The organism is Burkholderia sp. BCC1985, assembly GCF_905339915.1.
In the GTDB taxonomy this organism is placed as follows: domain Bacteria; phylum Pseudomonadota; class Gammaproteobacteria; order Burkholderiales; family Burkholderiaceae; genus Burkholderia.
On the sequence record NZ_CAJPGY010000049.1, the window covers coordinates 23,840 to 50,319 of the forward strand.

The following is a 26,480-nucleotide window of genomic DNA, read 5'->3' on the forward strand; positions in this document are numbered from 1 at the left end:
CGGGTTCACGTGCGCACCATCAGCCGGCGCGGAATCGACAGGATCAGCGCGGCGGCGGCGAACAGCGTGAAGGCGAGCAGCGCGACGCCGAGTTCGGTGCTGCCCGTCAATCCGGTTGCGTAGCCCATCAGCGTCGGGCCGACGAACCCGGCGACGGCCGCGCCGATGTTGACGAGCCCCGCGCCGCCCGCGGCCGCCTCGCCGGCGAGAATCCGCGACGGCAGGCTCCAGAACATCGCGAGCGTGCTCATGATGCCGGCCACGCCGATGGTCAGGCACATGACGGCGAGCACCGGATGTGCGCGCATGCCGAGGCTCGCGAGCAGCGCGACGCCGCCGATCGCGACGGGCAGCGCCGTATGCCAGCGGCGCTCGCCGGTTCGCACCGAATGCTGCGCGTTCGCGACCATCGCGACCGATGCGACGAGATAAGGGATCGCGCTGACGAGGCCGACCCCGAGATTGCTCAGCGAACCGAGCGCCTTGATCATCGTCGGCATCCAGAACACCAGCCCGTAGTTGCCGACGTTGTAGAGGAACGACGTCGCGAACAGCAGCCACAGCGTCGGTTCGCGCAGCGCGGCGCCGAGCTGCGTGCGCTTGCCGGCCGCTTCCTGCGCCATCTCCGCGCGAATCATCCGTTTCTCCGCGTCGGTCAGCCAGGTCGCATCGTCGATCCGCTCCGTCACGCGCGCGAGCAGGTACAGCCCGAGCACGATCGCCGGCAGCCCTTCGATCAGGAACATCCACTGCCAGCCGCGCAGCCCGAGGCCGCCATGCGTCGCGTCCATGATCCAGCCCGACAGCGGGCCGCCGACGATCACGCCCAGCGGCATCGCGAGAAACAGGAAGGCCATGACCTTCGCGAGCCGGTGCGACGGAAACCACACGCTGAAGTACGCGATCACGGCCGGAAAGAAGCTGGCCTCGGTCACGCCGAGCAGGAAGCGCAGCGCATAGAAGCTCGCGGTGTCGCGGGTCGCCAGCGTGGCGACCGACACGACGCCCCACGTCAGCATCGAGCCGGCGAGACAGCGCTTCACGCCGATCCGCCGCACGAGCCAGCCGGCCGGCACCTGCAGCAGCAGGTAGCCGACGAAGAACAACCCGGCGCCGACGCCGTAGGCGGCGTCCGTGAGGTGCAGGTCCGTCACCATCTGCAGCTTCGCGAAGCCGACGTTGACGCGGTCGAGATAGCCGAAGAAATAGCAGACCAGGATCAGCGGAATGATGCGCCGGCTCAGGCGCGCGTACAGCGCGTCGAGGCCGGGCGCGGCGGTGTCCGCGTGCGGGGCCGCGCCGGTTTGCATGCCGCGCGGCGTGGGGATGCCGTTGGAATTCGTCATGGTGACTCCGTGCAGGTTGATTCCGGGGCGACGGCCGCGCGGGCGGCGACCTTCGCGACGACGGACAGGCGTGCCATCGATCGGCCGACGTCAGTGTCCACGGCGCAGCGCCCGGCCGGGGCGCGCGCCGGTGTGCCGGCCGTGTTCGAGCACGGCACGCCCGTTGACGAACACGTGCTCGATGCCTTCAGGGCGAAGCGTCGGACTCGCGAACGTCGCACGGTCGATCACGCGGGCGGGATCGAACACGACGAGATCCGCGTAATGACCGACCGCGAGCTGCCCGCGCGCCGCGATGCCGAATTGCTCGGCCGTGAGGCCCGTCATCTTGCGCACGGCGGTTTCGAGCGGGAACAGGCCGCGCTCGCGCGAGAATTCGCCGAGCACGCGCGGGAACGTGCCCCACAGCCGCGGGTGCGGGCGCGTGTCGTTGGGCAGGCCGTCGGAGCCGATCATCGTCAGTTCGTGGCGCATGATGCGTTCCACGTCCGCCTCGTCCATCACGAAGTAGATCGCGCCGGCGGGGCGCAGCGCGTCGATCGCGGCGTCGACGGAATCGCCGAACAGCGGCAGCAGTTCGTGGAAGTCGCGGCCCGCGAGCTCGGGATGCGGCTTCGACCAGGCCAGGATCACGCGTGACGACTGGCGGATGCGATCCGCGCGCAGCATCGTCGACGTGGCGGGATACGGATGGCAGTCGATGCACAGCGGTTGCCGTGTGCGCTGCGCGTCGATATGCGCGAGCGTTTCGACCGAGCGGCCGTGGTTGGCCTTGCCGGCCACCTTGTGATGCGACAGCACGACGCGCACGTCGAGCGCGCGTCCGATCGAGAACGCTTCGTCGAGCGACGCGATGATCGCGTCGGTTTCGTCGCGCAGGTGCGTTGCGAACACGCCGCCCGTCTCGCGCAGCGGCGCGCACACGTCGATCAGCTCGTCGGTCGTCGCGGCCGCCGCGGGCGGGTAGAAGGTGCCCGACGAGACGCCGAACGCGCCGGCCGTCATCGCTTCGCGCACGTCGGCCGCCATCGCCGCGATCTCCGCCGCGCTGGCCGCGCGATCGAGATCGGCCATGTGCCGCACGCGCAGCGTCGAATGGCCGAGCAGGGCCGCCGTGTTCACGGCGGCGGGCGTTGCGTCGAGCGCGTCGAGATACGCGCGAAACGACGGAAAGCGAAACGACTGCCACGCGCCCAGCAGGTCGAGCGGCTGCGGCACGTCGCGTTCGGCGAGCAGCGGGGCGAGACTGATCCCGCAGTTGCCGGCGATCACCGTCGTGACGCCTTGCGCGACCTTCGGCTCGACGTCGGGATCGGTCAGCACGAACGCGTCGTCGTGCGTGTGGCTGTCGATGAAGCCCGGCGCGACGACCAGGCCGCTCGCGTCGAGCGTGTGTGCCGCCGTCGCGCCGCCCAGGTCGCCGATCGCGGCGATGCGCTCGCCCGTCACGCCGAGATCGGCCTCGAAGCGCGCGGCTCCCGTACCGTCGATCAGCTCGCCGCGGCGCAGGATCAAGTCGAAATGCATGGTGGCTCCTCCGGAATCTGCCCGGACCGGCGGGCTGCCCGTGTCCGTCGTTCATGTTCGCCACCATCGTCGCCAGCCATTTTTCAGGCGTCCAATGCCGTTCGGCTCGCGATTCATGCGAAACCGGCATCAATGCGAGCGCCGCGCCCGCCGCGTTACGCGAACGCTGCCTTCACCAGCGCAAGGAGATCGCTCGCGAAGCTCGACATCGAGATGGTGCGATGCCGCACGATGCCGACCGTGCGGTCGATCGTCGGGCTCGCGATCGGCACCGCGCGCACCGCCGGCGAGCCGTACGCACGCAGCGCGCTTTCGGGCAGGATCGCGCTGCCGACGCCGGCCGCCACCAGCGCGGCGACGCACGAGATGTGCTCGACCTCGTAGAACCAGCGGGTTCGCACCGCCTCCTGGCCCATCAGCATTTCGAGCAGCAGACGATTGCCGCTGTCGCGGCCGCCGATGATCAGCTTCGCGTGCCGCAGTTCGCCGAGCGTGACGGCGTCCGCGCGCGCCAGCGGATCGTCCTCGTGGGTCGCGAGCACGTAGCGGTCGGTGAAGAGCGGTTCGAACACCAGATCGTCGTCGTCGCCGGGGTGCAGGCTCACGCCGAACTCGGCGATGCCCGCGCGCACCTGCGACAGCACGAAGTCGTGATTGCCGTCGAGGATCTGCACGGCGACCTGCGGATACCTGGCCGCATAGTGGCGCAGCACGTCGGGCAGCGCCTGCGCGACGACCGTCGGGATCGACGCGAGCCGCACCTTGCCGTAGCGCTTTTGCGCGATCTCCTGGATCGACGACAGCATCATCCCGAGCTGCGCGATCTGCTCGCGCGCCATCGGCAGGAACTGGCGGCCGACGCCCGTGAGCGTCACGCTGCGCGTGGTGCGCTGGAACAACTCGACGCCGAGCGTCTGTTCGAGCTTCTGGATGCGGCGCGACAGCCCCGGCTGTGTCAGGTGCAGCTTTTCCGCCGCGCGATGGAACGTGCCGAGTTCCGCAACGGCGACGAAGGCTTCGAGTTCCGAGTTTTCGACTTTCATGGCGCTCCAATGTGCAGGCCGGCTCCCGCATGCCGGCGTGTGGCGGCAGGATTCTCGCACCGGTATTTTCGTCGATATCGATTCGTGGCCGGCGGTGCCGCTCGCGGGGCGATCGCGACGGGAGAAATGACGTGACCGCTTCTGGCAGAAGATGCGCGTCGGGCGGTGGATGAAGATCCGTCGAAGCCGGGACGAATGTATGAAGGTTGACGCGCCCGCACGCTCAATCCACTGATCAATTTTCGAAGGCGAGGCTCGAGCGTCGTCGGCAAACACGTTCACTCGCATCGTCGCGCATCGCACCGATTCGCCCTATTTTCCGATTGCGATTTGGCGGGAGTATCCCACTGGTTCGGGTTGCGAATTTTTACCTAAGATGGAAGCAATCATGTGCGTGACACGGTACCTGCGCGCGCACACGACAGGCAGGAGGCAGGGCCGGGAACGACTGCAACCGATGTTTCCATCATGGATGCGAGTGTGTGCGCGACGGCCGCGAAGCATGCGGCCGCATCGACGCCAGCGGGCGCGGCGGCAATCGCCGCGCGGACGGCGTCCGGCCGGTCGGGCCGAGTCGCGTCGTTGCGTCACGCATTCATCGCAATCGTTTGCGTTCTGAGCGTTGTCCCTTCCGTCCTTGCCGGATCGCTTGCCGACAGGGATGAGCTGGTCGACACGATGCACGTCGCAGCCACCGCGACGCCCGCCGGCCCGACGGGTCCCGCCTTTTCGTCACACGACTCCAACGTACGCCAGGTCGTGCTCGGCATCGTCAGTTTCACGCGCTGGCCGACGACGCCCGTGCGCCTGCATCTGTGCGTGACGGGCAGGCCCGACTACGCGGGCGACCTCACCGACACGATGCAGGCCGGCTCGACCGTGCTCGACGTGCAGCGCGTCCGCTTCGATGATCCCTCGCTCGGCATCGCCTGCGACGTCGTGTATCTCGGCGCGCTCGGCAACGACGAGCGAATGCGGGTGAGAACCGCGCTCGCCGGCCATCCGGTGCTGACCATCGCCGAACACGATCCGTCGTGCACCGCGGGCAGCATGTTCTGTCTGACGGTCGAAGGCGAGCACGTGACGTTCGACATCAATCTCGACGCCGTCGCGCGCAGTGGCGTGCGCGTGCATCCGAACGTGCTCAACCTCGCGCGGCGGACGCTGACGCCATGACACGTTCCGCGCCCCCCATCGCATCCTCACGCGTGCCCCGCCCGACGCTGCAAAGCGTGTTGCGCCGCGCGCACCTGCGCCTGGCGTTCGTCGCGGTGACGATGGCCGCCGTGTCGCTGATCGTCGTCGCCGTGATCGCGTTGCGTGCGTACGCCGGCAACAACCTGAACCTGCTGGCCCGCTCGCTCGGTTACACGGTCGAGGCGGCGCTCGTGTTCGGCGACCGTGCCGCGGCGAGCGAAGCGATCGCGACGATCGCCAGCGACGAGGACGTCGCGCAGGTGGTCGTCACGGACAACAAGGGGCAGTTGTTCGCGACCTGGAAGCTGCCTGCCGGCGGCCGGATCGCCGGGCTCGAGCGCGTCGTCGCCGATCTCGCGTTGCCGGGGGCCGTGACCGTTCCGGTGATGCACGACGGCATCGTCGTCGGTCAGGTGATCGTGCGTGGCCGCGGGCATCAGTTCTTCGGATTCCTGCTTGGTGGCATCGGCGGCATTCTCGGCTGTCTCGTCGTCAGCGTGTTCGGCGCTTACATCAGCTCGAAGCGTCTGCTGCGCAACATCGTCGCGCCGCTGCGCGCGCTTGCCGCCGTCGCGCACGCCGTGCGGCGCGAGCGTGCGTTCGCGCGGCGCGTCGAGCCCGTGGCGATCGCCGAACTGAACCAGCTCGGCGACGACTTCAATGCGCTGCTCGATGAACTCGAGGAGTGGCAGAACACGCTGCGTGACGAGAACGCGTCGCTCGAATACAAGGCGACGCACGATGCGCTCACGGGTTTGCCCAACCGCGTGCAGTTCGAGTCGCGTCTGTCGCTGGCACTCTGCGACGCCGTGTTGACGGGGCAGCGGGTCGCCATCCTGTATCTCGACTGCGACCGCTTCAAGGAAATCAACGACTGCCTTGGCCACGATGCCGGCGATGCGGTGCTGGTCGGCGTCGCGGCACGGTTGCGCGCGCAGGTGCGCGAAACCGATCTCGTCGCTCGCCTGGGCGGCGATGAATTCGCGGTGATGCTGACGGGTGTGCGCGACACGGACAGCGTGTGCCTGATCGCCGACCAGATTTTGTCCGGCATGGTGTCGTCGATCGAGTTGCCCGACGGACGCATGGTGGCCACCATGATGAGTGCCGGCGTTGCGCTGTATCCCGACCACGCGTCCGACGCGAGCGGCTTGCTGCGCGCGGCGGATGCCGCGATGTACCGCGCCAAGCGTGCGCGGCCGGGGTCGTGGCAGTTGTCGGAAGGCGTAGCCGGGCCGGTTTGACGTCGATCGTTTCGCGCTGCGGGCGAGGCCGCGGCGGCGGGATAAGAAGCGCACGCGATGCGCGCGCATGCGAAGGAAGGGGACTGTGATGAAAAACGCGTTATCTGTGAGCATGGGGAGGATGTGCGTCGCGAGCGCGGTGCTGCTGTGCCTGCTGCTCGGCGGGTGCAAGACGCCGCCGCTTCATCGTGGGCTCACGCAGACGCAGGTCACGGCGCTGAAGTCGGCCGGGTTTCAGGAGACCGAGCAGGGGTTCGAGTTCGGGTCGACGGGGCCGATTTTGTTTGACTTTGATCGGTATAACCTCAAGCCGGTCGTCAGGCGGATCGTCGAGCGGATCGGGAGGACGTTGAGGTCGGCCGGGATCAATGGCGTGCGGGTTTATGGGTACTCGGACGAGGAAGGGGAGACGGCTTACGATCTCGAGTTGTCCCGGCGGCGGGCGGAGGTGGTGGCGATCGAGCTTGTGGATGTGGGGCTGGACGGCAAGCAGATCGTGGTGGTCGGGAAGGGGAAGAGCGATCCGGTGGGGGATAACCGGACACCCGCCGGGCGGGCGCAGAACCGGAGGGCGGCGATTGTGGTGTCGCCGAGGTGAGGGGGCGTCACGTCTGCATGACCAGCGACGTCAATTGCGCCGCCCGCGTCACTTCCGTCTTCGCATAGATCGACTTGATCTGCGAGCGGATCGTGCCGATCGACACGCCGCGCAGCTCGGCGCATTCCTGCGGCGAGCGTCCGTCGCAGCACAGCAGCACCGCGAGATCGGCTTCGGCCGACGACAGTCCGTAGAACACGCGCAGCCGCTGCGCGCGTGCCGCCGGCGAACGCAGGTCGGCCGCCGTCATCAATGCCGCGACGCCGGGCCGTTCGCGCACGAGGCGTGACTGTCCGGGCACCGGTATCAGCGCAAGCGGCAGCGGTTCGCCCGTCGCACGGCGCAGCAACAGCCCACCGCGCGCGAACGCGTGCCGCCATTGCGCATCGTCGACGCAGCCTTCCGGCGCGAAGCGCCCGTTTACGATTCGCAGCGCAGGTTCCGCCGCGATCAGTTGATCGGCTGCGCGATTCGTATAGCGGAGTTCGCGTTGCGCGCCGAGTAAGAACACCGGCACCGGAAGCGCATCGAGCGCCGATTCCGCGGCGGCCACGCGTGCTTCGAGTTCGCCGATGCGTGCCTCGATCCGCAACGCGCGGCTGATGTGTGCGCCCATGCTTTCGATCGCGACGCGCTGTGCGTCCGACAGGCCCTGCGATTCGGGGCCGCTCTGTACGCTGAGGAATGCGCCGGTGTGCTCGCCGCGATGGATATACAGGCCGGCGATGCTGCCGATTCCGTATGGCCTCAGGAATTCCTGGTAGAACACGCAGTGTTCGCGCTGCGGGCGGGACAGTTGCTTGACGTCCTCGAACCAGCGACCAGTCGGCCAGTTGCCGGCGATCGGTACGACCGGGTCATACAGATAGAACTCGGTGTTGTATGCGCGGCGGCAATCGGCAACCCACGGCTCGTCGTCGCCCGCAGCCCGGTCGATGACCGGCACTCCCGCCGCATCGTCGAACGACAGCAGCGTGGCCATGCGCACGCCGACCGACGATCGCAAGCCGTCGAGCACGACTTCCCATCTCTGATCGCCCAGTGCTGCAGCGTAGATGTCGTCGAGCAATGCTGATGGAATCAACTCGTTCCGTTGCATTTGGCTACCCCGCGCGATGCGTTCTTTTTGACAGCCTTTCAGGCATATTACTCATTCTTGTGCGGGGTTCAATATGAGTAGGCGTTTTCGGTCGGAAACATGTTGCTTTTGGGGCGTTTCTCGTCAGACGTAATGGCGGTCTTCAATATTATTGCGCTGTTTTTCTGCATACAGGACAAGGGTTGCGATATCGCCAGACGATTTCAATATTGAACCTTTCAATTTCAAGATATTGTCCCGAAAACGCCTGTCGGGAAGGTTTTGGTGATCGTCAACTATCCGTACGCGTTCCGCGTCGTTTAGCGAGCTTGCCGGTCTTTGGAGGATTTCAGTTTCAAAGCGTTTCTCAGTATTGTGAATTGCGAGCGGAGATCAAGCGCTTATACGGACTACGCTCGCGAGCCGTACACGGCGCGTCACACGATCACATTTGCGACGGCACAATAGCAAGGTCTTGCCAACTGGTGGCCTGGATGTTACTTACTGTCGTATCGCTGTCCGAGCGTGGGTATACCACCCTCGCGCAGGCAAGAACGAAGATTAACCGACTGGACGGGATAGCAATCCGGGGGGCAAAATCCGATACGATCTGACGTGGCGGCCCTCATCAAGTGACCGTTGCGGGGATCGGTGAAAGTCGGTTCCGGGGCGGAAGTCGCCGGTGGAGCCGCGCAGGGCGGCGACTGGCGACTTCCGGCCACGAAGCGACGCTCGCTCAACGGTGTCATATGGCTGAACTTCGACGCGTTCCAGTCATTCGACACCATGCGGTGTCGCCTAAGCGAGTAGTCTTGGCACGGTCGCGACTCGACAGCCGCTAAAAGACTGGAATTTGCAAGACTGAACCTGATCGCCGACCGACCATGCGAGCACCGCGTTGATGTGAGCCGAAGGCGGGGCTGAACGGCTTATCGAAGAGCGCGAGCTCCGTTCGCGCGCTGTGGCCGCGCCGATGTACGTCGTAAAGTTCTGGAACTGTGAGCGGCGAACCCAGCGCGCTCGGCTGCACAGTTTCGTGGTTGCGGAAACTGCCGGGTTAAGTTAATTTCCCGAAATGCCGATATTTGCTACATTCGGCGATTAAAGCCACGCCAGATTGATGTCTCCGCAGGGAAGACTAAGGTGAAAGAGATAAGCGAAACCACAAAATACTTTATTAGCAAGGCCGTAAAATTATTTATGAATAATCCATGGCTTTGTGATCGAGAAAGTCAAGTTTACAAATTACTCGGCGAGTGCGAGTCAAATTCTGAAATTGATCTTCTCTTGGATCTGCTGGGGCGATTTACGTATCTTGGTGCTGACGAGTATAAGAAATCATTCGAGTCAATTGCAAATCAAGTGGTAAATGTATGGGGGCTCGATCCGGTGTCAACGCAAATCGCCGCAATCAGTTGGGATGATTTATCTGACAGCGGTCAGTTCGTGTTGCACGCTCTGAAGCCATCGCTATCCAGATTGGGAGGCGGTGCTTATCCGCTTGTAAGTAAGGCCAACAAAGTCAATTCCCTTGCAAATAGATGCCCCAACATAGTTCTGGTTGATGAGTTTTTTGGAACCGGGCAAACGATAAAGATCCGCGCCGACTACATAAGAAAGAATTGGCCAAAACATCTAACTAAGCCCGAGATATACGTAGCCATGATGGCTGGCATGCGAGCGGCAAAATTTAAATTCTCGCATTTGGTGCGAGATGTCTACGTATGCAACGAACTTGAGAAGGGAATAACTGGCCACTACGCCGGAGACGAGCTTGACAATGCGCGATATGAGATGAGTCGACTTGAGGGACGTCTCGCAGAGAAGATCAACGGTAAAAATCTTCCATTTTGTGGGTATGGAGCGGCGGAAGCGTTGTTTGGTTCTGAAACCAATATTCCAAACTCCGTTTTCCCGGTTTTTTGGTGGCCGGAATTGCGCTCCGGAGCGTTAAGAGAGACATTGTTTAGGCGCTATGAATAATTTTCATAACTTCCCCAATTTGTCCAGAAGCGAATTATCCGTTATTAAGGGGTTCGTTTCGAGCTCAACGGGTTCGCTTCACCTCTACACCGCTTTTCAGCGGACGTTGCTTTCGCCGGCGGAACTCGCGAAGACAATAAGGAAATTGCAAAATTTGGGGCTTGTTAGTATTTCTGAAGATGTAATATCTTTGACTCCGGAAGGATTTAAGATACTGATACAACTTTCTGCGGCAACTCCTGGAAAAGCGGGGCCAACCGATGCCGAGCGTCAACACCCCAGTATTCCAGCAAATTTTATGCAAGCACCGCTACCGATAAATTCGGCATATGTTCCAAAATGGACAGAGCTTCCCCCATCGCTTCGAAAAAAAGTCCTTCTCCGGCAAACGCGAATGGGGTAAGATGCTATCGCCTCCACAGGCTAGACGTTGGAGTTTGAATTGCTCCGGTTGGGTAACGGCCCATCTCGCTGCAAGGCTCACACGCCACGTTGTGGCGCGTGAGCCTACGACGAACCCGATGCTTTCGCATCGGCTCCGTCGTACCTAACTCGACCTGCGCTTATGCGCTCTCGCGCATAATGCTCGTTCGAGATTAGGTGCAATAAATGATGTATTGGTAGCCAGTGGAGGCACTCACGAGAGAATCCATGACCCTTCTTTCTCGGTCCAAAGATTGGAAAAAATATTACAGAGATATTGGCCTTCAGGAAGACCGCCTGGCTGTTCTGGGCGATTATGCTGCCAAGCTCGTCGAAAATAACGTTCCAGTAATTTTCAGTTTTGAGCATTTAGCCAAGCTTCTTGGTCGAACCAATGAGCATCTGGGGTCGCTGATTTTTGGGACGGAAAGCCACTATCGCCAATTTGAAATCAAGAAACGGCGCGGTGGCACTCGCCCCATTGAAGCACCATATCGTTCTCTATTGGAGTGCCAACGCTGGATTGCTCGCCATATCCTCGCTCAAAGCCTGCCATCCGACTGCGTTCACTCTTATCGAACAAAGCGAAATATTCGCACCAATGCTGTAGCGCATTCGTCAGGCAGGCCAATATTAAAGATGGATGTCAAGGATTTCTTTCCATCGATTTCCTTTGAGCTTGTGTGGCGATATTTTTCCGAGTTAGGGTATGCCACGGAGGTAGCATTCTTTTTGGCGCGCTTATGCACCGTTAGAGGTGCCTTGCCGCAAGGCGGGGCAACGAGTCCAGCTTTGAGTAATATTTTATTCAAAAAATTAGACCTTCGCCTCGCGGGATTGGCGACTCGTTGTCGCTTGATTTATACGCGATATGCTGACGATTTAACCTTCTCTGGCGAGTCGATAGGCCTCGGGTTCATTTCTAGTGTAGAGAAAATATGTCTTTCAGAAGGGTTGGTGATAAATTCAGAAAAGACCCGGCTGATGAACGGCCACGGCCGAAGAGTGGTGACTGGTCTTGTGGTCGGTGAAAATAGCATTTCACTCAAGAGAGGGTATAAGCGCGAGATAAGGCAGGCAGTTTATTTTATTCTTAAGCATGGTCCTGCGACCTATCTAAGAAAAAATAGAAAATCTCCGCTTCATCTTAGGCAAATCCTGGGTAAACTGGCATATTGGCGGTCTATTGAAGTTGACAATAAATTTGTCCGCGAAGCTTTGCCGAAATTATCGAAAATTCTTAATGAACTTTCGCTCTAGATGCCACCATTTTGATAATGCGGTGGCACTTTCGAGTGTCTGGTATTCAAATCGCACATGGACGGCCCGTAAACGACCAAGCCCTTTGCCAATGCTGGTAATGGCTTTGAAGTCTTGTCGTGTTCCCGGTGTGTAGCTGGACGCTCGCGCTCGCGGTCTGAGCGGGGGCACAGGGCGGCCCTTCGTCGCCCATTGTCCGCATTCGTCATTTGGGACTTGAACGTGGGAAGGATGGCGGGGCCAACGTTGTTGCAGGCCTCGAAAAAAACTGCTCGAAAGCGGATTTGATGGTGCGACGGATTCTCGCCGGAATTTCGCTGTGTTTTCCCACCTATTGCCCAAAATCGCAAAAGAATGGACTACCAAAAGACTGTGGAAATCGCGCAAAGCCTTACTGGGTTTTGGTTGTGGGATTAGGATTTGAACTTGTAACCTTCGGGTTATGAGTTCGCCGATCTACCGGATCGCGTAATCCAGTTGTACTGCCCGTTCTGATGCTGGCGACTGCAGCCCTGCGTGCGGATAAGTCATATCGACGAGACACCGGCTGAACGATTCCATCAATGTTGCATCGACCGGTTGAATCCGCCGTTGATTGCAGCCTGTCAAGGCTATAGAAAACGAACGTTTCCAGCGAGCAACTTCTTTATGTCGGGAAATCGGAAGAGACGGAGCAGCAGTCGCTTCTGTATCGAACCGTGCTCGTGCCGCGCGTGAAGCCAATTCATTCGAACTGTTTCGAATGATCGCGTCCCGAGGCCGATCGACGGCCGCGTCGATTACTTTTCCTTCCGCATCTGTGCATGCAATGACGCGGCGCACACGGGCGAAATTGCGTGCCTATGCCTAATGGCTAACGTTCGCGCAAGCCGCAAATATTGGGCGTCCGCGATGGTCTAATAGGCAATGTCCAGTGATGATCGCGCGTGCATCGCGCGCGCGAATGGACGCAACGTAACCGGTCCCTATCGAAACATTGCTTTCATCGGGGCAAAAAACAAAGGAGGAGTCCAGACCACAAAAAACGCTGTAGTAAACGAGCGCGGGCCGCAAGTGCTAGGAACACTCACGACCCGCTAACCACAGCCAACTAAGCAGGAGTTGCCCATGGCTAAGCCGAATCATAAAGCACGACCACCGAAGACGGAACGTTTCGTCACGATCCAGGAAATGTGGGGTACCCCGAAAACCGACATCAAGCCGGAGAAGTTCTACCCGTACATGAAGATTGGTGGAATGTGGCTGATCGAAGATGCGTGTTTTGTACCCGGCCAGAAGGCGCGGATCGATATTGAGCCTGGCAGGCTGATCATCACGAAACTGTAAAAGGCAACGCCGCGAGGTGCGGCCGCGCTGCGCGACGTCGCGCAGCGCGCCGGGCAGGCTAGTTGCCATCGGCCGTCCCCAGCACATCACCAGGCAATATTGCACGACGACCGCGACGTTCCAGCTCCACCTGTAGCCGTGCAATGCGTACCGGCGCCGTTGTCGTAGAACGTCCGGGTCTCCGGTTGCGGCACTGACGGATCAAACGGATTCGGCGTACCGTGCGGCCCGCGCGCGGCATCGTAAGTCCGCGTTGGCGCATACGAGCCGCCGCTGCCGACAGGTCGCGAACCATTCGCCCGCAGGTATTCGTCCCAGTTCTGCGCACGCTGTTCATATCCGGGCAAAGCGCGCCCGAGGCTGTCGCTCCCACCCGCGCCGAGCGCAACGCGATTCGCGGGCAATACGAAATCGGATTCGGATACGGCCGGAGTGTGCGATTCGAGCGTATCGCCTGACACACGCACCGGCCGCGTATCAGGCGTATCGAACGGGCTGCGTTCAGTCGGCGCAGCGTACTTTACGCGTCGGTTTACGCGTGCGGAGCGCACATCATCGCGAGCCACGGCCTGACGTTCCGAACGAAACACGTTGGCACCGCCGGAGCGATCGACCAGCGAATCGCGGCCCGAGGCGTCGACGGTAGAAACAGAAAGCGCACAAGCAAGCGCGGCGGCGGAAGAAAGACGGAAGGGATGATTCATATGCGATCCGAAGCAGGTGATGTGCATTGAAAAAACGGCAGATCACTGGCTGGCGAGACTGAACGACGGACGGGCGTTGAAGCGGCCCTGAAGCGACGGCGAAGCGCGGCGGGCGCGGTTCGCAGGGAGGCTGGCTGGATTGCAGAGGCGAGTTCGCATTATTTCATAAAAATAACAACGAGCTTTCGTAAGTGCCGTAAACGTTAGCATATGGAAGGATTAACCGATCCAACCCGCCGCCCCGCGTTGGTGCGCGACCACGCAATCCTCAGTCGATTGATTTAAAACACACCGACCCCCAAAAACAAAAAATCGCACGATCCACAACCACCAATCGCCGCAAAGCCCCACCCATCAAGCCACCACCCCACAACCCCACCCAAAATCGCAACCCAATTGCACCCACCGCAAACGTTCTCCCCCCACCCGAGTTGCTCCCAAATCGCCACCTCTCCCCAGCCAAGTTTCTCCGTGTTTTCCCTCATAGAAGCGGCATTTTTGACAGACGATTTAAAAACCCCCATATAATTTCGACTGCCTTGCCAACGGCTGTCGGACCATCCCTCCGAACAAGCAGTTGGCAAGCGGGGCAGGCGAAACGCTTGCGCAATGCAAGACGCATCACGATGTCTTTCCGAACCAGACGTCCCCCTTGGGGGACTGCAAGAGCCGGGCCCCGCTACGCAACATCCATCCGCAGGTCCGTCTTCATGTGTCTCGGGCGTGTCCCATGTCCTCGCCCCGGGTGCTGTTCGATTGCGCAAGTCATGCCGCCTTTGCCCGTATGACTAAACAACATCGAGGAGCTCCCAGATGACGCTGTCCCGTCTTACGTCCATTTCCGTCGCCGCCGTGCTGTTCGCCGCCGGCGCCGCCGCCGCGCAAGCGGAAACCGTGAAGATCGCCATCGCTGGTCCGATGAGCGGCTCGGTCGCCCAATACGGCGACATGGTGAAGGCCGGCGCGCTGACCGCGATCGAACAGATCAACGCGGCAGGCGGCGCGGGCGGCAACAAGTTCGAAGTCGTGCAGATGGACGACGCATGCGAACCGAAGCAGGCCGTCGCCGTCGCCAACAAGATCGTCAGCCAGAAGATCAAGTACGTGATCGGCCACGTGTGCTCGGGTTCGACGATCCCCGCCTCCGACATCTACGAGAACGAAGGCATCGTGATGGTCACGCCGTCGGCCACCGCGCCGCAGCTGACGGAAGGCAAGAAGCGCCACTTCATCTTCCGCACGATCGGCCGTGACGACCAGCAAGGCCCGGCCGCCGCGCACTACATCATCAACAACGTGAAGCCGAAGAAGGTCGCGATTCTGCACGACAAGCAGTCGTACGGCCAGGGCATCGCGTCGTCGGTGAAGAAGGACCTCGAAGGCGCGAAGATCCCGGTCGTGCTGTTCGAAGGCATCAACGCCGGCGATTCGGACTACTCGGCGATCATCACGAAGCTGAAGTCGCAAGGCGTCGACTTCGTCTACTTCGGCGGCTATCACCCGGAAATGGGCCTGCTGATGCGCCAGGCGCGCGAGCAGGGCGTGAAGGCGACGTTCATGGGCCCCGAAGGCGTGGGCAACAAGGACGTGACGGCGATCGCCGGCCCGGCTTCGGAAGGCATGCTCGTCACGCTGCCGGCCGACTTCTCGGCCGACCCGGCCAACGCGGCGCTCGTGAAGGCGTTCGCGGACAAGAAGCGCGACCCGAACGGCCCGTTCCAGATGCCGTCGTACGCAGCGGTGAAGATCATCGCCGACGCGATCGCCGGCGCGAAGACGACCGACCCGACGAAGGTCGCCGCGTACATGCACAAGACGACGTTCGACACGCCGATCGGCAAGGTCGCGTATGACGCCCAGGGCGACCTGAAGGCGTTCAAGTTCGTCGTCTACACATGGCACAAGGACGCGACGAAGACCGCCGCCAAGTAATCCGGCGTACCCGCCCGCGCGCCCGCCCTGTCCGAGACCCGGACGGGGCGGGCGTGCATTCGCGCCGCGCATGACCGCATTGCGCGGCCGACGGGCGGCCCGAGACGACACCGTGCGTTGCGCGCGGCCGACCGCCGTGATCCGGCGACGGCACGCGACCCAGCGCCAACGGGAGCTTCCCGCACATGACTGACTTCTTTCCTCAATTCGCCCAGCAGCTGGTCAACGGCCTGACGCTGGGTGCGATCTATGCGTTGATCGCCATCGGCTACTCGATGGTCTACGGCATCATCGGCATGATCAACTTCGCCCACGGCGAGATCTACATGATCGGCGCCTACGTGGGCCTCGTGACCCTCACCGCCATCGGCATCTCCGCCGGCTATCCGCTGCCGCTCGTGCTCGGCGCCGCGCTGATCGTATCGGTGCTCGTCACCGGCCTGTACGGCTTCGCGGTCGAACGTGTCGCATATCGCCCGCTGCGCGGCGGCCCGCGCCTCGTGCCGCTGATCTCCGCGATCGGCATGTCGATCTTCCTGCAGAACTACGTGCAGATCGGCCAGGGCGCGCGCGACGTGTCCGTGCCGGTGCTGATCTCCGGCGCATTCGACATCCATCTCGGCGGCGATTACGACGTGACGATTCCGTATGCGCGTCTGCTGATCGTCTGCGTGACGGTCGTGCTGATGATCGCGCTCACGCTATTCATCTCGCATTCGCGGATGGGCCGCGCGTGCCGCGCGTGCGCCGAAGACATGAAGATGGCGAACCTGCTCGGCATCGACACGAACCGCGTGATCTCGTTCACGTTCGTGCTCGGCGCGATGCTCGCGGCCGTCGGCGGCGTGCTGATCGGGCTGACGATCGGCAAGCTGAATCCGTACATCGGCTTCGTCGCGGGCATCAAGGCGTTCACCGCCGCGGTGCTGGGCGGGATCGGCAGCATCCCGGGCGCGATGCTCGGCGGCGTGCTGCTGGGCCTCGCCGAAACCTTCGCCGCAGGCTACATGCCGGCCGAGTACAAGGACGTGGTCGCGTTCGGCCTGCTCGTGCTGATCCTGCTCTTCCGCCCGACCGGCCTGCTCGGCAAGTCGGACATCGAAAAGGTCTGAGGGAGACGCAGATGAGTCAAGTCATTTCCGTTCGCCGCCCGGCCGCCGACGCGTCGGTCGGCCAGGCGCTGAAGAATGCCGCGGCCGCCGCGCTCCTGACGGCGATCCTCACGATCCCGGTGCTCGGCCTGCAGCTGAAGCTCGACGGCTATCAGGTGGTGCTCACGCCGCACTGGCGTCCGGTGTGGATCGCGGTCGCGGCCGTGTTCCTGTTCCAGCTGTTCAAGCCGTGGCTCGTGCGCGCGAAATCGGCGGTGAAGCTGCCGGCGATGCCCGCGATGGGCGCGCAGCAGCAGCGCGCGATCATCTGGGTGCTGCTCGCGGTCGGGCTCGTATGGCCGTTCTTCGGTTCGCGCGGCGCGGTGGACGTCGCGACGCTCGCGCTGATCTACGTGATCCTCGGCCTCGGGCTGAACATCGTGGTCGGTTTCGCGGGGCTGCTGGATCTCGGCTATGTCGGGTTCTACGCGGTCGGCGGCTATACGTACGCGATGCTGAACCAGTATTTCGGGCTGTCGTTCTGGGAGTGCCTGCCGATCGCGGCGATCGCCGCAGCGACGTTCGGCTTCCTGCTCGGCTTCCCGGTGCTGCGCCTGCGCGGCGACTATCTCGCGATCGTCACGCTCGGCTTCGGCGAAATCATCCGCCTGCTCGCGAACAACCTGACGAGCCTCACGGGCGGCCCGGACGGCATCTCGAGCATTCCGAAGCCAACGGTGTTCGGTTTCGAGATGGCACGCTCGGCGAGCGTCGAAGGCGCGAAGACGTTCCATGAACTGATCGGGCTGGAATACAGCGGCGAGCACATGGTGATCTTCCTGTACCTGATCGCGCTGGTGCTGGTCGGCTTCACGCTGTTCGTGACGAGCCGCCTGATCCGCATGCCGATGGGCCGCGCGTGGGAAGCGCTGCGCGACGACGAGATCGCCTGCCGTTCGCTGGGTCTCAACCCGACGCGCATCAAGCTGTCGGCGTTCACGCTCGGCGCGGCGTTCGCCGGTATCGGCGGCGCGTTCTTCGCGGCGCGCCAGGGCCTCGTGAATCCTGAATCGTTCACCTTCATCGAATCGGCGCTGATCCTCGCGATCGTCGTGCTCGGCGGGATGGGCTCGCAGCTCGGCGTGATTCTCGCGGCGATCCTGCTGACCGTGCTGCCGGAAGTCGCGCGCGGCTTCGCCGAGTACCGGATGCTGATCTTCGGTCTCGTGATGGTGTTGATGATGATGTGGCGTCCGCAGGGCCTGCTGCCCGCGAGCCGTCCCCACGTGGAGCTGCCGCAATGAGCGCGAATACGGAACTGTTGAAGGTCGCCGGGCTGCAGATGCGCTTCGGCGGGTTGCTCGCGGTGGACGGCATCGATTTCGACGTGCGCCGCAACGAGGTGTTCGCGATCATCGGGCCGAACGGCGCGGGCAAGACCACGGTGTTCAACTGCGTCGGCGGCTTCTACAAGCCGACCGGCGGCGACGTCGTGCTCGACGGCCACGCGATCGCCGGGCTGCCGAGCCACCAGATCGCGTTGAAGGGCCTCGTGCGCACGTTCCAGAACATCCGCCTGTTCAAGTCGCTGACGGTCGTCGAGAACCTGCTCGTCGCGCAGCACCGCAAGGTGAAGTCCGGGCTGTTGCCGGGCCTGTTCTCGACGCCCGCGTATCGTCGCGCCGAGAAGGAAGCGCTCGAACGCGCGGCCGTGTGGCTCGACCGGATGGGGCTGAAGTCGGTCGCCAACCGGCAGGCGGGCACGCTGTCGTACGGGCACCAGCGGCGTCTGGAGATCGCGCGCTGCATGATCACCGAGCCGCGCCTGTTGATGCTGGACGAACCGGCGGCCGGTCTCAACCCGCAGGAAAAGATCGAGCTGCAGCACCTGATCGACAAGCTGCGCCACGAGTTCGGCGTGTCGGTGCTGCTGATCGAACACGACATGAGCCTCGTGATGGGCGTGTCGGACCGCATCCTCGTGATGGAGCACGGCCGGCCGATCGTGATCGGCACGCCGGAAGCGGTCCGCAACGACCCGCGCGTGATCAAGGCGTATCTGGGGGAAGAGTGATGCTGAAGCTGGAACAGGTCCATACGCACTATGGCGCGGTCGAGGCGCTCGCGGGCGTGTCGATCGAGGTGAAGAAGGGCGAGATCGTCACGCTGATCGGCAGCAACGGCGCCGGCAAGACGACGCTGATGATGACCGTATGCGGCACGCCGCGCGCGTCGTCGGGCCGCGTGCTGTTCGAGGGCAACGACATCACCGCGATGTCGACGCACCAGATCATGCGGCAGGGGATGGCAATCTCGCCGGAAGGACGGCGCGTGTTCCCGAGCCTGACGGTGCTCGAGAACCTGAAGATGGGCGGGTTCTTCGCGAGCCGTCATGAAATCGACGACGGCATCGAGCACGTGTTCAAGCTGTTTCCGCGCCTGAAGGAACGCGCGGCGCAGCGGGCCGGCACGATGTCGGGCGGCGAGCAGCAGATGCTGGCGATCGGCCGGGCGCTGATGAGCAAGCCGCGCCTGCTGCTGCTCGACGAGCCTACGCTCGGCCTCGCACCGCTCGTGATCGCGCAGATCTTCGACATCATCCGGACGATTCGCGACGAGGGTGTCACGGTGTTCCTGGTCGAGCAGAACGCGAACAAGGCGCTGGGTGTGGCCGATCGCGGCTACGTGCTCGAAACGGGGCGCGTGGTGCTCGCCGACACGGGCGCGAACCTGCTCGCGAACGACCGCATCAAGCAGGCGTATCTCGGCGGTTGACGAGAGAAGGCCGCCGGCCTGCAATGGGCCGGCGGTCTACGGGAATGGTGTAGCCGATTCGGCTTCGATCGTAGCAATTTCGACTACACCTGGCGAAGCACTCGGATCGACGCGAATTCACTACGGCGACGCGAAACACCTCTATCAGCAGCGGTTCGGCCTCGACCTGCTGATGACTCTTCTACCCTAGCTGATCCTGAACGTGCTTTTCAGCACGTCGCGCAAATGCAGCGCGGCGCGATTGCTGTCGTCCGTGAGGATCGTGATCAGGTGCGGTGGCAGATCCGGCAGCGCGATCCCCGCGACGTTGCTCGTCAGGTTGCCGGACACGCGGTCGTGCTCGATGATGCCGACCGCGAGGCCATTCGCGATGCACGCTTCGACCGCCGGCGAGCTCGCGCTCTCGAGCAGCATCCGGTGCGTGATCTTCGCCTTCTTCAGCGCGTTCAGCGCGGTGTCGCGGTACGGACATCCCTGCAGCTGCACGGCGATCGGCAGCGGCGCGTCGGGATTGAACTTGAAGGTGCGCGCGGCGACCCACACCGGATGGGTCTTGCTGAGCAGTTCCGCGTGCGGCAGCGCTTTCGGCACGACGGCAATCGTGATGTCGAGCTGGCCGCGGGAAAACAGCTGCTGCAGTTCCTCGCTGGAGCGCGCTTCGACGGTCAGTTCGAGCAACGGCCGGTCGGCGGCGAAGCGCGGCAGGAATTCCGCCATGAAATGCGCGGCATACGAATCGGGGATGCCGAGCCGCAACTTGCCGGTCAGGATCTGCGGCGACAGCGATTCGACCAGGCGGTCGTGGCTCGACAGGAACTCGGTGGTGTCGCCGAGCAGCTTGTGGCCGAACTGCGTGAGCTCGACGGCCTGGTTGTTTCGCGTAAACAGCCGCTGCGCGACCATCTCCTCGAGCTTCTGGATCTGTGCGGTGACCGACGACGGGCTGCGATTCACATACGCGGCCGCATCCTTGAAGCGGCCGAGCTTCGCGACGGCGTGGAAGGTACGCAGCAGGTCGACGTCCAGGGTGCGCGGCATGATTTTGATTTTCCGAATCAGTGATTCAGGTAATGTCGATTGACGGAATTATTGCGCCTCCCTATCCTCGGGTCAACAGGCGGACGACGGCAGGCATTCGATCGAGCGTGACACGTATCCCGGGGAACGATTCATGTCTATCAATGATTTTGTAGTGGATGCATTGGTGCGGGACAGGAAGCTGAAGGCGGAGTCGGTATGGACGGTCGAGAATCACGAGAAGTATTCGACGTTGCAGCGCACGGACGATGCCGCGCGGCAGCGCGAGGCGGGGCGTGAAGTCTTCTCCTTGATGCGGAACCTGAACGAATTGGGGGTTCGGAGTCCTGCATTATGTGCGGATCGCAACGGAAAAGGATCGTTGCGCGAAGCGATCGGTGCGTTGAGCGAGCGTCTCGCCACGTTGTCGCGCGGCCGCCATGTTCACTACATCGAACTCGGGCCCGAGCCGGTCAAGACGACCGAACTGATGAAGGGCGTCAGCGGCGGCGGGCCGGACCATCTGCGCTACACGGCGGTCGACATCAACCAGTCGTCGGAACACGCGATGCGCGACGCGATCATGCCGTTCCTGAAGACGCCCGGCTGTTTCAACTACATCGCCGACGATTACCGGAACGTGCAGTGGAACCACATCGATCTGGGCCAGGACATGACCTTCATCACGATGCTCGGGTTCCAGGAAGGCAACGAATTGCCGGTGACGATCGGCCGGCTGATCCGCAATCTCGGCGGCAAGTCGACCTACGTGGTGTCGGAGATGCAACTGTTCGTCGAAGGCCGCGAAGCGCACATCTACGATTTCTACCGCAACGAGAACATGGTGCGGTTCTCCGAAGTCGTCAGCCGGCAGCAGGGCTTCGAGCCGCACGGCGAGCATGACGTGTCGATCGTCCGGCTGAACCTGCTGGGCGATCAGTTCCACGTCGCGGTTACGCTGCAGCCTGTGTCGAAGGCGGGCGTCCACGGGCATCTGATCACCAACGTCTGCCTGAAATACACGCCCGAGCAATTCCGCCACGTGCGCAGCAGTCACGGCAACTGCCGGGTGATCGACGAGCTGCGCAGCGGGGACGGCAGCGTCGTGTACCAGATTGCGCAGTTCAAGGGCTAGCGCCCCGGGGCCGCAACGACGAGAGCGAGGCACGCGATGAACAAGGGAAATGCACTGCCGGTGTTTGCGCGCGGGTTCGATCGGGTGAGGCTTGCGCTGCAGACCTCGCTGGCCGGCGACGCGAATGTCGCGGACGACACGGTTACCGTTGCGGAACGGATGCGCTGGACGAGCGGCTTCCTGCGCGACGGCTATCAGGTGCGGTATCGCCGCAACCTCGACGATCTCGGCTATCGCGACGTGCCGATGCGCGGCACGCAGTCGAACGCGCTCAACGCGGTGTGCAGCCTGCGCGGGTTGTTCACCGACGAAGCGGTTCACGCGTTGCGCGAGATCGGCCGCACGCTGGAACGCAGCGCGTCGCACAGCAACTGGATCATCTCGAAGCGGGTGCGTGCGGTGACGAACCGCTCGCGCTTCATCGACGCCATGATGCACGACCGCGCGTTCCTGCTGCGGCTGTCGCGTCTGGCCGGCGCGCCGTTGATCCCGTATCCGATGATCAATGCGCGCTCGCAGTTCAACTATTACTACCCGACGCGCGAGCGCGACGACAAGGAACAGGTCGGCATGTGGCACACCGACGGCACCAGTTTCGTGCTGAACATCGTGCTGTCGGATCGATCCGAATACGAGGGCGGAAACTTTCTGTTCTACGAATCGACTGCCGAGACGTTCGATCGGCACGATCGCGAACGCGCGCATGTGAAGACGGCGGATTTGAGCCAGGCGGGCGACGCGCTGCTGATCTATGGCAGCAAGCTGTTCCATGGCGTCGAACCGGTCGAGGCAGGGCGGCGCATGTCGCTGGTGCTGTCGTTTCATTGCCCGTACACGCGCGAGGACGACAACGGCTTCTGGCATCTCGCGTCGGACGACGGGATCCCGCGCACGGTCGTCAACTGGCTGGCACTGCAACGCAGCCTCCGCGACGAAGCCGCGATGCAGTACCTTCGCCTCGGTCTCGAACCGATCCGGTTCGAAGACCTGGGCGACGCGCGCACATCCACGGTCTCGTTCTGAGGGGCGCCGTTCCGATGCAGCTTTTCCTGATCCAGCTCGTGTTCGTGTTGTCGTGGAGTTCCGGCTTCATCGGCGCCAAGCTCGGCGCGGAGACGGCCGGTGCGTTCAACCTGCTGTTCTGGCGTTTTCTGCTTGTCACGCTCTGTCTGGCGATCGTCCTCAACAGGCGGCTCGGGCGCCTGACGCTGGAGAAGATCCGCTATCACGCGGTGATCGGCTTTCTGTCGCAGTTTCTCTACCTGGCCTGCGTCTACGTCGCGATCCAGCATGGGCTGCCGCCGGGCATCGCGGCGATCGTCGCGGCGTTGCAGCCGCTCATCACGGCGGCGATGACGACGTTCGAAGGCAGCGAGCGCAGCGGCGCGCGCCAGTGGGCCGGGCTCGTGCTCGGCTTCATCGGCGTCGGCATCGTGATCGGCGGGCAATACGCGCTGCCGACCGAATCGGTCGGCATCGTGATGTACATGCTGCCGCTGGTGTCCGCGCTGGGGCTGTCGATCGCGACGATCTATCAGCGGCGGCGCGCGCTCACGACGGCGCGCAGCAACGAGGACGGGTTGTTTCTGCCGCTGTTCGTGCAGGGGTGCGTGAGCCTCGTGCTGTTCGCGGCATGCGGGCTCGTCACCGGCGATCTGCATGTGCCGACGCAGCCGAACGTCTGGTTGTCCGTCGTGTGGCTGACGCTGTTCTCGACGTTCATGGCTTACCTGACGTTATGGGCGCTGCTCAAGCGCATGCCCGCGACGCGCGTGGCGACGCTCGTCTATCTCGAACCGCCCGTGACGCTGACCTGGGCCGCGTGGATGTTCGGCGACCGGATTCCGGTGACGACCTATCTCGGCATCGTCGTCGTCGCGCTCGGCGTGTGGCTCGCCAGCAAGCACGGCGAACGGTTCGGCCGGGCGCGGCGGGCAGGCATGGAAGCGGCCCGCGGCAGCGAGCCGGACGCCGGGTTCACGCGTGCAACGCCAGACCCTTCACGGCTTTATCCACGGCCTTCTTCGGCCCGTGCAATGCAAGGCCGACCAGATCGAGATTCGTCGCGTCCCCGGCGCGAAACACTTCGCGATTGGCCGCGTCGTGCCCGGTCGAGAACATCGCGCGCACGTACGGCACGATCCTGACTTCGCGCGACAGCGCGTGCCGATGCGCGGCCTGCAGGCCGTCGAGGTCGGCCGCGAACACCAGCATCGGCTGGCCGAACATGCGGCCGTAGCGATTCCCGGCCGCATCCTCGTAAGGCTCGCCGAGCGCTTCGGGCGCGCCGGCCGCGACGCCCGTCGCGAGAAATGCGACCACGTTGAGTTTCTGCCACGCCGCGAGATCGTCGCGCACGATCAATGCCACTTTCGTATCGAACATGAGTGCTCCTCGTTGAAGCGCTCATGATCGGATAGCCGGCGAGATCAGTCTGGAACGTTTGTGCACATCCGCCGATAGGCGGCCGGCGTCATCCGGTATGCGCGGCGGAACCAGCGGCCGAGGTGACTCTGGTCTGCGAAGCCGACGTCCGCGGCGGCCTGCGCCGGCGTGCGGCCTGCCGCGAGCAGTCGGCGCGCCGCGCGCAGGCGCAGGCGAACCAGGTACGCGTGCGGCGACGTGCCGTATGCGCGCTGGAACTGCCGCGTGAGCCGGAAGCGGTCGGTGCCGGCCAGGTCGGCGAGTTCGTCGAGGCCGAGGTTGCCGTCCAGATGCGCGTGCAGCAGGTCGCGCACGCGCACGATCGCCGGCGGCACGGTGCCCGTGCTCGTGTCGGCGCTTGCCGCGACCGAATCGCGCAATTGGCTGCCGAGGCGCGTGAGCAGACGGTCGAGCGTCTGGTCGCGCGCGAGCTTGCCTTCGTTGCCGTGGATCGCGAGAAACGCGTGGCGGATCGCGTCGACGAGGCTGCGATCGTCGACGAGCGTATGGCCGAACGCGGCTTCGACGCCGCTCAGGCCGGGAAGATCGATTCGGCGTGCCGCACGTTCGACCCACGCCTGCGGCAGGTACAGCATCGAGTAGGTGAAGCCGCCGGCTTCCGGCGCATGGCCGTCGTGCAGCGCGCCCGGCTCGATCAGGATCGCGCGGCCCGGCACGCTCGTATGCAGCGACCGATGACACTGGAAACGCTGCACGCCTTGTTCCGTAAAGCCGATCAGCATGTCGTCGTGATCGTGCGGATCGTACGCATGCCCGCTGAAATGCGCGCGCAGGCTTTCGATCCCCGTTTCCGGATCGCGGCGCGCGACGAGCCAGTGTTCGTTCGTGCCGTTGTCGTTTGCCGCGCTCGCCATCGCTCGCCTCGCTGCCCGTCGTCGTTGCCTGCCGGATAGTGTACGCAGATCGTACGCGCTTCGTGCGGCAGCGACGGGCGGCGGGGTTACAGCGCGCGTGCGATCGCCTGTTCCAGCAGCGACAGCCCGAGATCGATTTCCGCTTCGCTCACCGTCAGCGGCGGCGCGATCCGGAACACGCCGCCCATGCCCGGCAACTGCACGATGTTCATGCTGAGCCCGAGGTTCATGCACTCGCGCGTGATCTTCGCGCCGAGCCCGTCCGCCGGTTCCTTCGTCTGCCGGTCCTTGACGATCTCGACGCCGAGCAGCAGGCCGCGTCCGCGCACGTCGCCGATGCAGTCGAAGCGCTCCATCAGGTCGAGCAGCCCGCGCCGCAGCCGGTCGCCCATCACGTTCGCCCGCTGAACGAGGCCGTCGCGCTGCACCACGTCGAGCACGCGCAGGCCGACCGCGGCCGGCAGCGGGTCCGACACGTGCGTCGTGTAGAACAGGTAGCCGAGTTCGTGCGCGCGTTCCTCGATCCGCGCGGACGTGACGACCGCCGCGAGCGGCAGCCCCGCGCCGAGCGTCTTCGACAGCGTGAGGAGGTCGGGCGTCACGCCGTCGCGCTGGCACGCGAACATCGTGCCGGTGCGCCCGACGCCGGTTTGCGCTTCGTCGAGGATCAGCAGCATCCCGCGCTCCTCGCATTTGCGCTTGAGCGCCGCCATGTAGCCTTCCGGCAGTTCGATGATGCCGCCCGAGCTGAGGATCGGCTCCGCGATGAACGCGGCGAGGTTGCCGCTCGACTGGCGATCGATCAGGTCGAATGCGTAGTCGAGTTCGGCGAGATAGTCGTAGGTGCCGTTGCGCTCGAAGCGCGGCCGGTACGTGAACGGCGCCGGAATCGCGAACGAACCGACGGCGGCCGGGCCGACGCCCTTGCGGCCGGCGCTGTACGTGGCGGATGCCGCCGCGCCCGTCATCCCGTGCCACGACTGCGCGAAGCCGACGATCTCGTACTTGCCGGTGACGAGCTTCGCCATCCGGATCGCCGCTTCGTTCGATTCCGCGCCGGTGCTCAGCAGCAGCGCGCGATCGAGCCCAGGCGGCGTGAGGTCGGCGAGGCGTGTCGCGAGGTCGACGACGGGGCGCGACAGCATCCCGCTGAACAGGTGATCGAGCTTGCCCGCGTATTCGTTGATGACGGAGACGATCTCCGGATGGCTGTGCCCGAGCACCGCGCTCATCTGGCCCGACGTGAAATCGAGGATCGCGCGGCCGTCCGCGTCGTAGACGAAGCTGCCTTGCGCGCGCTCGATGATCATCGGCTCGAACGTGCCGCCGTAGCGGATCAGGTGCTGCCTGGCGTTGTGCCAGAAGGTTGCGTCGTCGTTCAGGGACATCGGGCTGCTCCGGACAAGGGCCAAGGATCGCTTGCAGTCTAGGCGCCGGTCTGGTTTTATGGAAACGAATAGTTCTTATGCAAGGTAGAAAAGGAGCTAATACCTTGGCACGTT

22 protein-coding genes and 1 pseudogene are annotated in these 26,480 nt (G+C 63.4%); 14 read left to right on the forward strand and 9 right to left on the reverse strand.

The features are described from left to right. Positions 1 to 5 precede the first annotated feature (5 nt). The 3 genes from U4Z31_RS31665 to U4Z31_RS31675 all read right to left on the reverse strand — a co-directional run bounded on the left by U4Z31_RS31665 (position 6) and on the right by U4Z31_RS31675 (position 3,916). Complete coding sequence (locus U4Z31_RS31665; RefSeq protein WP_321804321.1) at positions 6 to 1,346, reverse strand: MFS transporter; 1,341 nt, start codon at positions 1,344 to 1,346, stop codon at positions 6 to 8. A 90-nt stretch (positions 1,347 to 1,436) separates the two neighbouring features. Further along, positions 1,437 to 2,873, reverse strand: coding sequence for a D-aminoacylase (locus U4Z31_RS31670; RefSeq protein WP_321812405.1), 1,437 nt, complete (start codon positions 2,871 to 2,873; stop codon positions 1,437 to 1,439). 155 nt (positions 2,874 to 3,028) lie between these two features. Continuing rightward, a complete protein-coding gene (locus U4Z31_RS31675; RefSeq protein WP_044847802.1) occupies positions 3,029 to 3,916 on the reverse strand; it encodes a LysR family transcriptional regulator in 888 nt (295 codons plus the stop codon). A 468-nt stretch (positions 3,917 to 4,384) separates the two neighbouring features. Here U4Z31_RS31675 and U4Z31_RS31680 point away from each other — a divergent pair, with 468 nt between their 5' ends. The 3 genes from U4Z31_RS31680 to U4Z31_RS31690 all read left to right on the forward strand — a co-directional run bounded on the left by U4Z31_RS31680 (position 4,385) and on the right by U4Z31_RS31690 (position 6,955). After that, entirely contained in the window at positions 4,385 to 5,092 is a 708-nt protein-coding gene (locus tag U4Z31_RS31680) for a YfiR family protein (RefSeq protein ID WP_321804315.1), read from the forward strand. Next, a complete protein-coding gene (locus U4Z31_RS31685) occupies positions 5,089 to 6,357 on the forward strand; it encodes a diguanylate cyclase domain-containing protein (protein ID WP_044847804.1) in 1,269 nt (422 codons plus the stop codon). The genes U4Z31_RS31680 and U4Z31_RS31685 overlap by 4 nt, the downstream gene beginning before the upstream one ends. A gap of 88 nt (positions 6,358 to 6,445) precedes the next feature. Then, positions 6,446 to 6,955 (forward strand): OmpA family protein, encoded by a 510-nt coding sequence (locus U4Z31_RS31690; RefSeq protein ID WP_321812406.1) that lies wholly within the window; start codon positions 6,446 to 6,448, stop codon positions 6,953 to 6,955. 7 nt (positions 6,956 to 6,962) lie between these two features. Here U4Z31_RS31690 and U4Z31_RS31695 read toward each other — a convergent pair whose 3' ends face one another. Then, positions 6,963 to 8,054, reverse strand: a complete 1,092-nt coding sequence (locus tag U4Z31_RS31695) for a helix-turn-helix transcriptional regulator (RefSeq protein ID WP_321812407.1) — start codon at positions 8,052 to 8,054, stop codon at positions 6,963 to 6,965. A gap of 1,122 nt (positions 8,055 to 9,176) precedes the next feature. On the opposite strand from U4Z31_RS31695, the gene U4Z31_RS31700 reads away from it, so the two are divergent. From U4Z31_RS31700 to U4Z31_RS31710, 3 genes are all read left to right on the forward strand, one after another. Then, a complete protein-coding gene (locus U4Z31_RS31700; RefSeq protein WP_321812408.1) occupies positions 9,177 to 10,016 on the forward strand; it encodes a hypothetical protein in 840 nt (279 codons plus the stop codon). A 651-nt stretch (positions 10,017 to 10,667) separates the two neighbouring features. Beyond that, complete coding sequence (locus U4Z31_RS31705) at positions 10,668 to 11,699, forward strand: reverse transcriptase domain-containing protein (RefSeq protein ID WP_321812409.1); 1,032 nt, start codon at positions 10,668 to 10,670, stop codon at positions 11,697 to 11,699. A gap of 1,107 nt (positions 11,700 to 12,806) precedes the next feature. Further along, complete coding sequence (locus U4Z31_RS31710; RefSeq protein WP_044846844.1) at positions 12,807 to 13,025, forward strand: hypothetical protein; 219 nt, start codon at positions 12,807 to 12,809, stop codon at positions 13,023 to 13,025. Between the two features lie 86 nt (positions 13,026 to 13,111). On the opposite strand, the gene U4Z31_RS31715 is transcribed toward U4Z31_RS31710, so the two are convergent. After that, positions 13,112 to 13,756 carry a hypothetical protein gene (locus U4Z31_RS31715; RefSeq protein ID WP_415750315.1) on the reverse strand — a complete coding sequence of 215 codons (645 nt, stop codon included), beginning with the start codon at positions 13,754 to 13,756 and terminating at the stop codon, positions 13,112 to 13,114. A 786-nt stretch (positions 13,757 to 14,542) separates the two neighbouring features. Between U4Z31_RS31715 and U4Z31_RS31720 the strand changes: the two genes are divergently transcribed. The 5 genes from U4Z31_RS31720 to U4Z31_RS31740 all read left to right on the forward strand — a co-directional run bounded on the left by U4Z31_RS31720 (position 14,543) and on the right by U4Z31_RS31740 (position 19,527). Next, positions 14,543 to 15,661, forward strand: coding sequence for a branched-chain amino acid ABC transporter substrate-binding protein (locus U4Z31_RS31720; protein ID WP_044846845.1), 1,119 nt, complete (start codon positions 14,543 to 14,545; stop codon positions 15,659 to 15,661). Between the two features lie 185 nt (positions 15,662 to 15,846). After that, positions 15,847 to 16,773, forward strand: a complete 927-nt coding sequence (livH, locus tag U4Z31_RS31725) for a high-affinity branched-chain amino acid ABC transporter permease LivH (protein WP_044846846.1) — start codon at positions 15,847 to 15,849, stop codon at positions 16,771 to 16,773. 11 nt (positions 16,774 to 16,784) lie between these two features. Next, complete coding sequence (locus U4Z31_RS31730) at positions 16,785 to 18,056, forward strand: high-affinity branched-chain amino acid ABC transporter permease LivM (RefSeq protein WP_044846847.1); 1,272 nt, start codon at positions 16,785 to 16,787, stop codon at positions 18,054 to 18,056. Next, entirely contained in the window at positions 18,053 to 18,826 is a 774-nt protein-coding gene (livG, locus tag U4Z31_RS31735) for a high-affinity branched-chain amino acid ABC transporter ATP-binding protein LivG (RefSeq protein ID WP_044846848.1), read from the forward strand. Before U4Z31_RS31730 ends, livG begins: the two co-directional genes overlap by 4 nt. Then, a complete protein-coding gene (locus tag U4Z31_RS31740) occupies positions 18,826 to 19,527 on the forward strand; it encodes an ABC transporter ATP-binding protein (RefSeq protein ID WP_044846849.1) in 702 nt (233 codons plus the stop codon). Before livG ends, U4Z31_RS31740 begins: the two co-directional genes overlap by 1 nt. Positions 19,528 to 19,713: 186 nt before the next feature. On the opposite strand, the gene U4Z31_RS31745 is transcribed toward U4Z31_RS31740, so the two are convergent. Continuing rightward, positions 19,714 to 20,565 (reverse strand): LysR substrate-binding domain-containing protein, encoded by an 852-nt coding sequence (locus tag U4Z31_RS31745; protein WP_321812411.1) that lies wholly within the window; start codon positions 20,563 to 20,565, stop codon positions 19,714 to 19,716. Between the two features lie 133 nt (positions 20,566 to 20,698). Between U4Z31_RS31745 and U4Z31_RS31750 the strand changes: the two genes are divergently transcribed. The 3 genes and pseudogenes from U4Z31_RS31750 to U4Z31_RS31760 all read left to right on the forward strand — a co-directional run. Continuing rightward, positions 20,699 to 21,679, forward strand: a complete 981-nt coding sequence (locus U4Z31_RS31750) for a hypothetical protein (protein ID WP_321812412.1) — start codon at positions 20,699 to 20,701, stop codon at positions 21,677 to 21,679. 36 nt (positions 21,680 to 21,715) lie between these two features. Then, the gene (locus tag U4Z31_RS31755; protein ID WP_321812413.1) at positions 21,716 to 22,702 is read left to right on the forward strand and encodes a 2OG-Fe(II) oxygenase; all 987 of its coding nucleotides are present in this window, start codon (positions 21,716 to 21,718) and stop codon (positions 22,700 to 22,702) included. Positions 22,703 to 22,716: 14 nt separating this feature from the next. Then, a pseudogene (locus U4Z31_RS31760) lies at positions 22,717 to 23,520 on the forward strand (DMT family transporter); the annotation flags it as partial. Positions 23,521 to 23,656: 136 nt separating this feature from the next. On the opposite strand, the gene U4Z31_RS31765 reads toward U4Z31_RS31760, so the two are convergent. From U4Z31_RS31765 to U4Z31_RS31775, 3 genes are all read right to left on the reverse strand, one after another. Beyond that, positions 23,657 to 24,064, reverse strand: a complete 408-nt coding sequence (locus U4Z31_RS31765; protein ID WP_124485251.1) for a DUF2000 family protein — start codon at positions 24,062 to 24,064, stop codon at positions 23,657 to 23,659. 44 nt (positions 24,065 to 24,108) lie between these two features. Beyond that, on the reverse strand, positions 24,109 to 24,978 hold the full coding sequence (locus U4Z31_RS31770; protein WP_321812414.1) for an AraC family transcriptional regulator: 870 nt from the start codon (positions 24,976 to 24,978) through the stop codon (positions 24,109 to 24,111). A gap of 86 nt (positions 24,979 to 25,064) precedes the next feature. Then, positions 25,065 to 26,366, reverse strand: a complete 1,302-nt coding sequence (locus U4Z31_RS31775) for an aspartate aminotransferase family protein (protein WP_321812415.1) — start codon at positions 26,364 to 26,366, stop codon at positions 25,065 to 25,067. Positions 26,367 to 26,480: the final 114 nt, after the last annotated feature.

Coding starts and splice junctions, on each gene's coding strand:
- U4Z31_RS31720 (WP_044846845.1), top strand. CDS start 14,543: ATGACGCTGTCCCGTCTTACGTCCATTTCCGTCGCCGCCGTGCTGTTC.
- U4Z31_RS31680 (WP_321804315.1), top strand. CDS start 4,385: ATGGATGCGAGTGTGTGCGCGACGGCCGCGAAGCATGCGGCCGCATCG.
- U4Z31_RS31775 (WP_321812415.1), bottom strand. CDS start 26,366: ATGTCCCTGAACGACGACGCAACCTTCTGGCACAACGCCAGGCAGCAC.
- U4Z31_RS31745 (WP_321812411.1), bottom strand. CDS start 20,565: ATGCCGCGCACCCTGGACGTCGACCTGCTGCGTACCTTCCACGCCGTC.
- U4Z31_RS31750 (WP_321812412.1), top strand. CDS start 20,699: ATGTCTATCAATGATTTTGTAGTGGATGCATTGGTGCGGGACAGGAAG.
- U4Z31_RS31730 (WP_044846847.1), top strand. CDS start 16,785: ATGAGTCAAGTCATTTCCGTTCGCCGCCCGGCCGCCGACGCGTCGGTC.
- U4Z31_RS31765 (WP_124485251.1), bottom strand. CDS start 24,064: ATGTTCGATACGAAAGTGGCATTGATCGTGCGCGACGATCTCGCGGCG.
- U4Z31_RS31770 (WP_321812414.1), bottom strand. CDS start 24,978: ATGGCGAGCGCGGCAAACGACAACGGCACGAACGAACACTGGCTCGTC.
- U4Z31_RS31675 (WP_044847802.1), bottom strand. CDS start 3,916: ATGAAAGTCGAAAACTCGGAACTCGAAGCCTTCGTCGCCGTTGCGGAA.
- livH (WP_044846846.1), top strand. CDS start 15,847: ATGACTGACTTCTTTCCTCAATTCGCCCAGCAGCTGGTCAACGGCCTG.
- U4Z31_RS31755 (WP_321812413.1), top strand. CDS start 21,716: ATGAACAAGGGAAATGCACTGCCGGTGTTTGCGCGCGGGTTCGATCGG.
- U4Z31_RS31740 (WP_044846849.1), top strand. CDS start 18,826: ATGCTGAAGCTGGAACAGGTCCATACGCACTATGGCGCGGTCGAGGCG.
- U4Z31_RS31695 (WP_321812407.1), bottom strand. CDS start 8,054: ATGCAACGGAACGAGTTGATTCCATCAGCATTGCTCGACGACATCTAC.
- U4Z31_RS31705 (WP_321812409.1), top strand. CDS start 10,668: ATGACCCTTCTTTCTCGGTCCAAAGATTGGAAAAAATATTACAGAGAT.
- U4Z31_RS31690 (WP_321812406.1), top strand. CDS start 6,446: ATGAAAAACGCGTTATCTGTGAGCATGGGGAGGATGTGCGTCGCGAGC.
- livG (WP_044846848.1), top strand. CDS start 18,053: ATGAGCGCGAATACGGAACTGTTGAAGGTCGCCGGGCTGCAGATGCGC.
- U4Z31_RS31715 (WP_415750315.1), bottom strand. CDS start 13,756: ATGCACATCACCTGCTTCGGATCGCATATGAATCATCCCTTCCGTCTT.
- U4Z31_RS31665 (WP_321804321.1), bottom strand. CDS start 1,346: ATGACGAATTCCAACGGCATCCCCACGCCGCGCGGCATGCAAACCGGC.
- U4Z31_RS31685 (WP_044847804.1), top strand. CDS start 5,089: ATGACACGTTCCGCGCCCCCCATCGCATCCTCACGCGTGCCCCGCCCG.
- U4Z31_RS31710 (WP_044846844.1), top strand. CDS start 12,807: ATGGCTAAGCCGAATCATAAAGCACGACCACCGAAGACGGAACGTTTC.
- U4Z31_RS31670 (WP_321812405.1), bottom strand. CDS start 2,873: ATGCATTTCGACTTGATCCTGCGCCGCGGCGAGCTGATCGACGGTACG.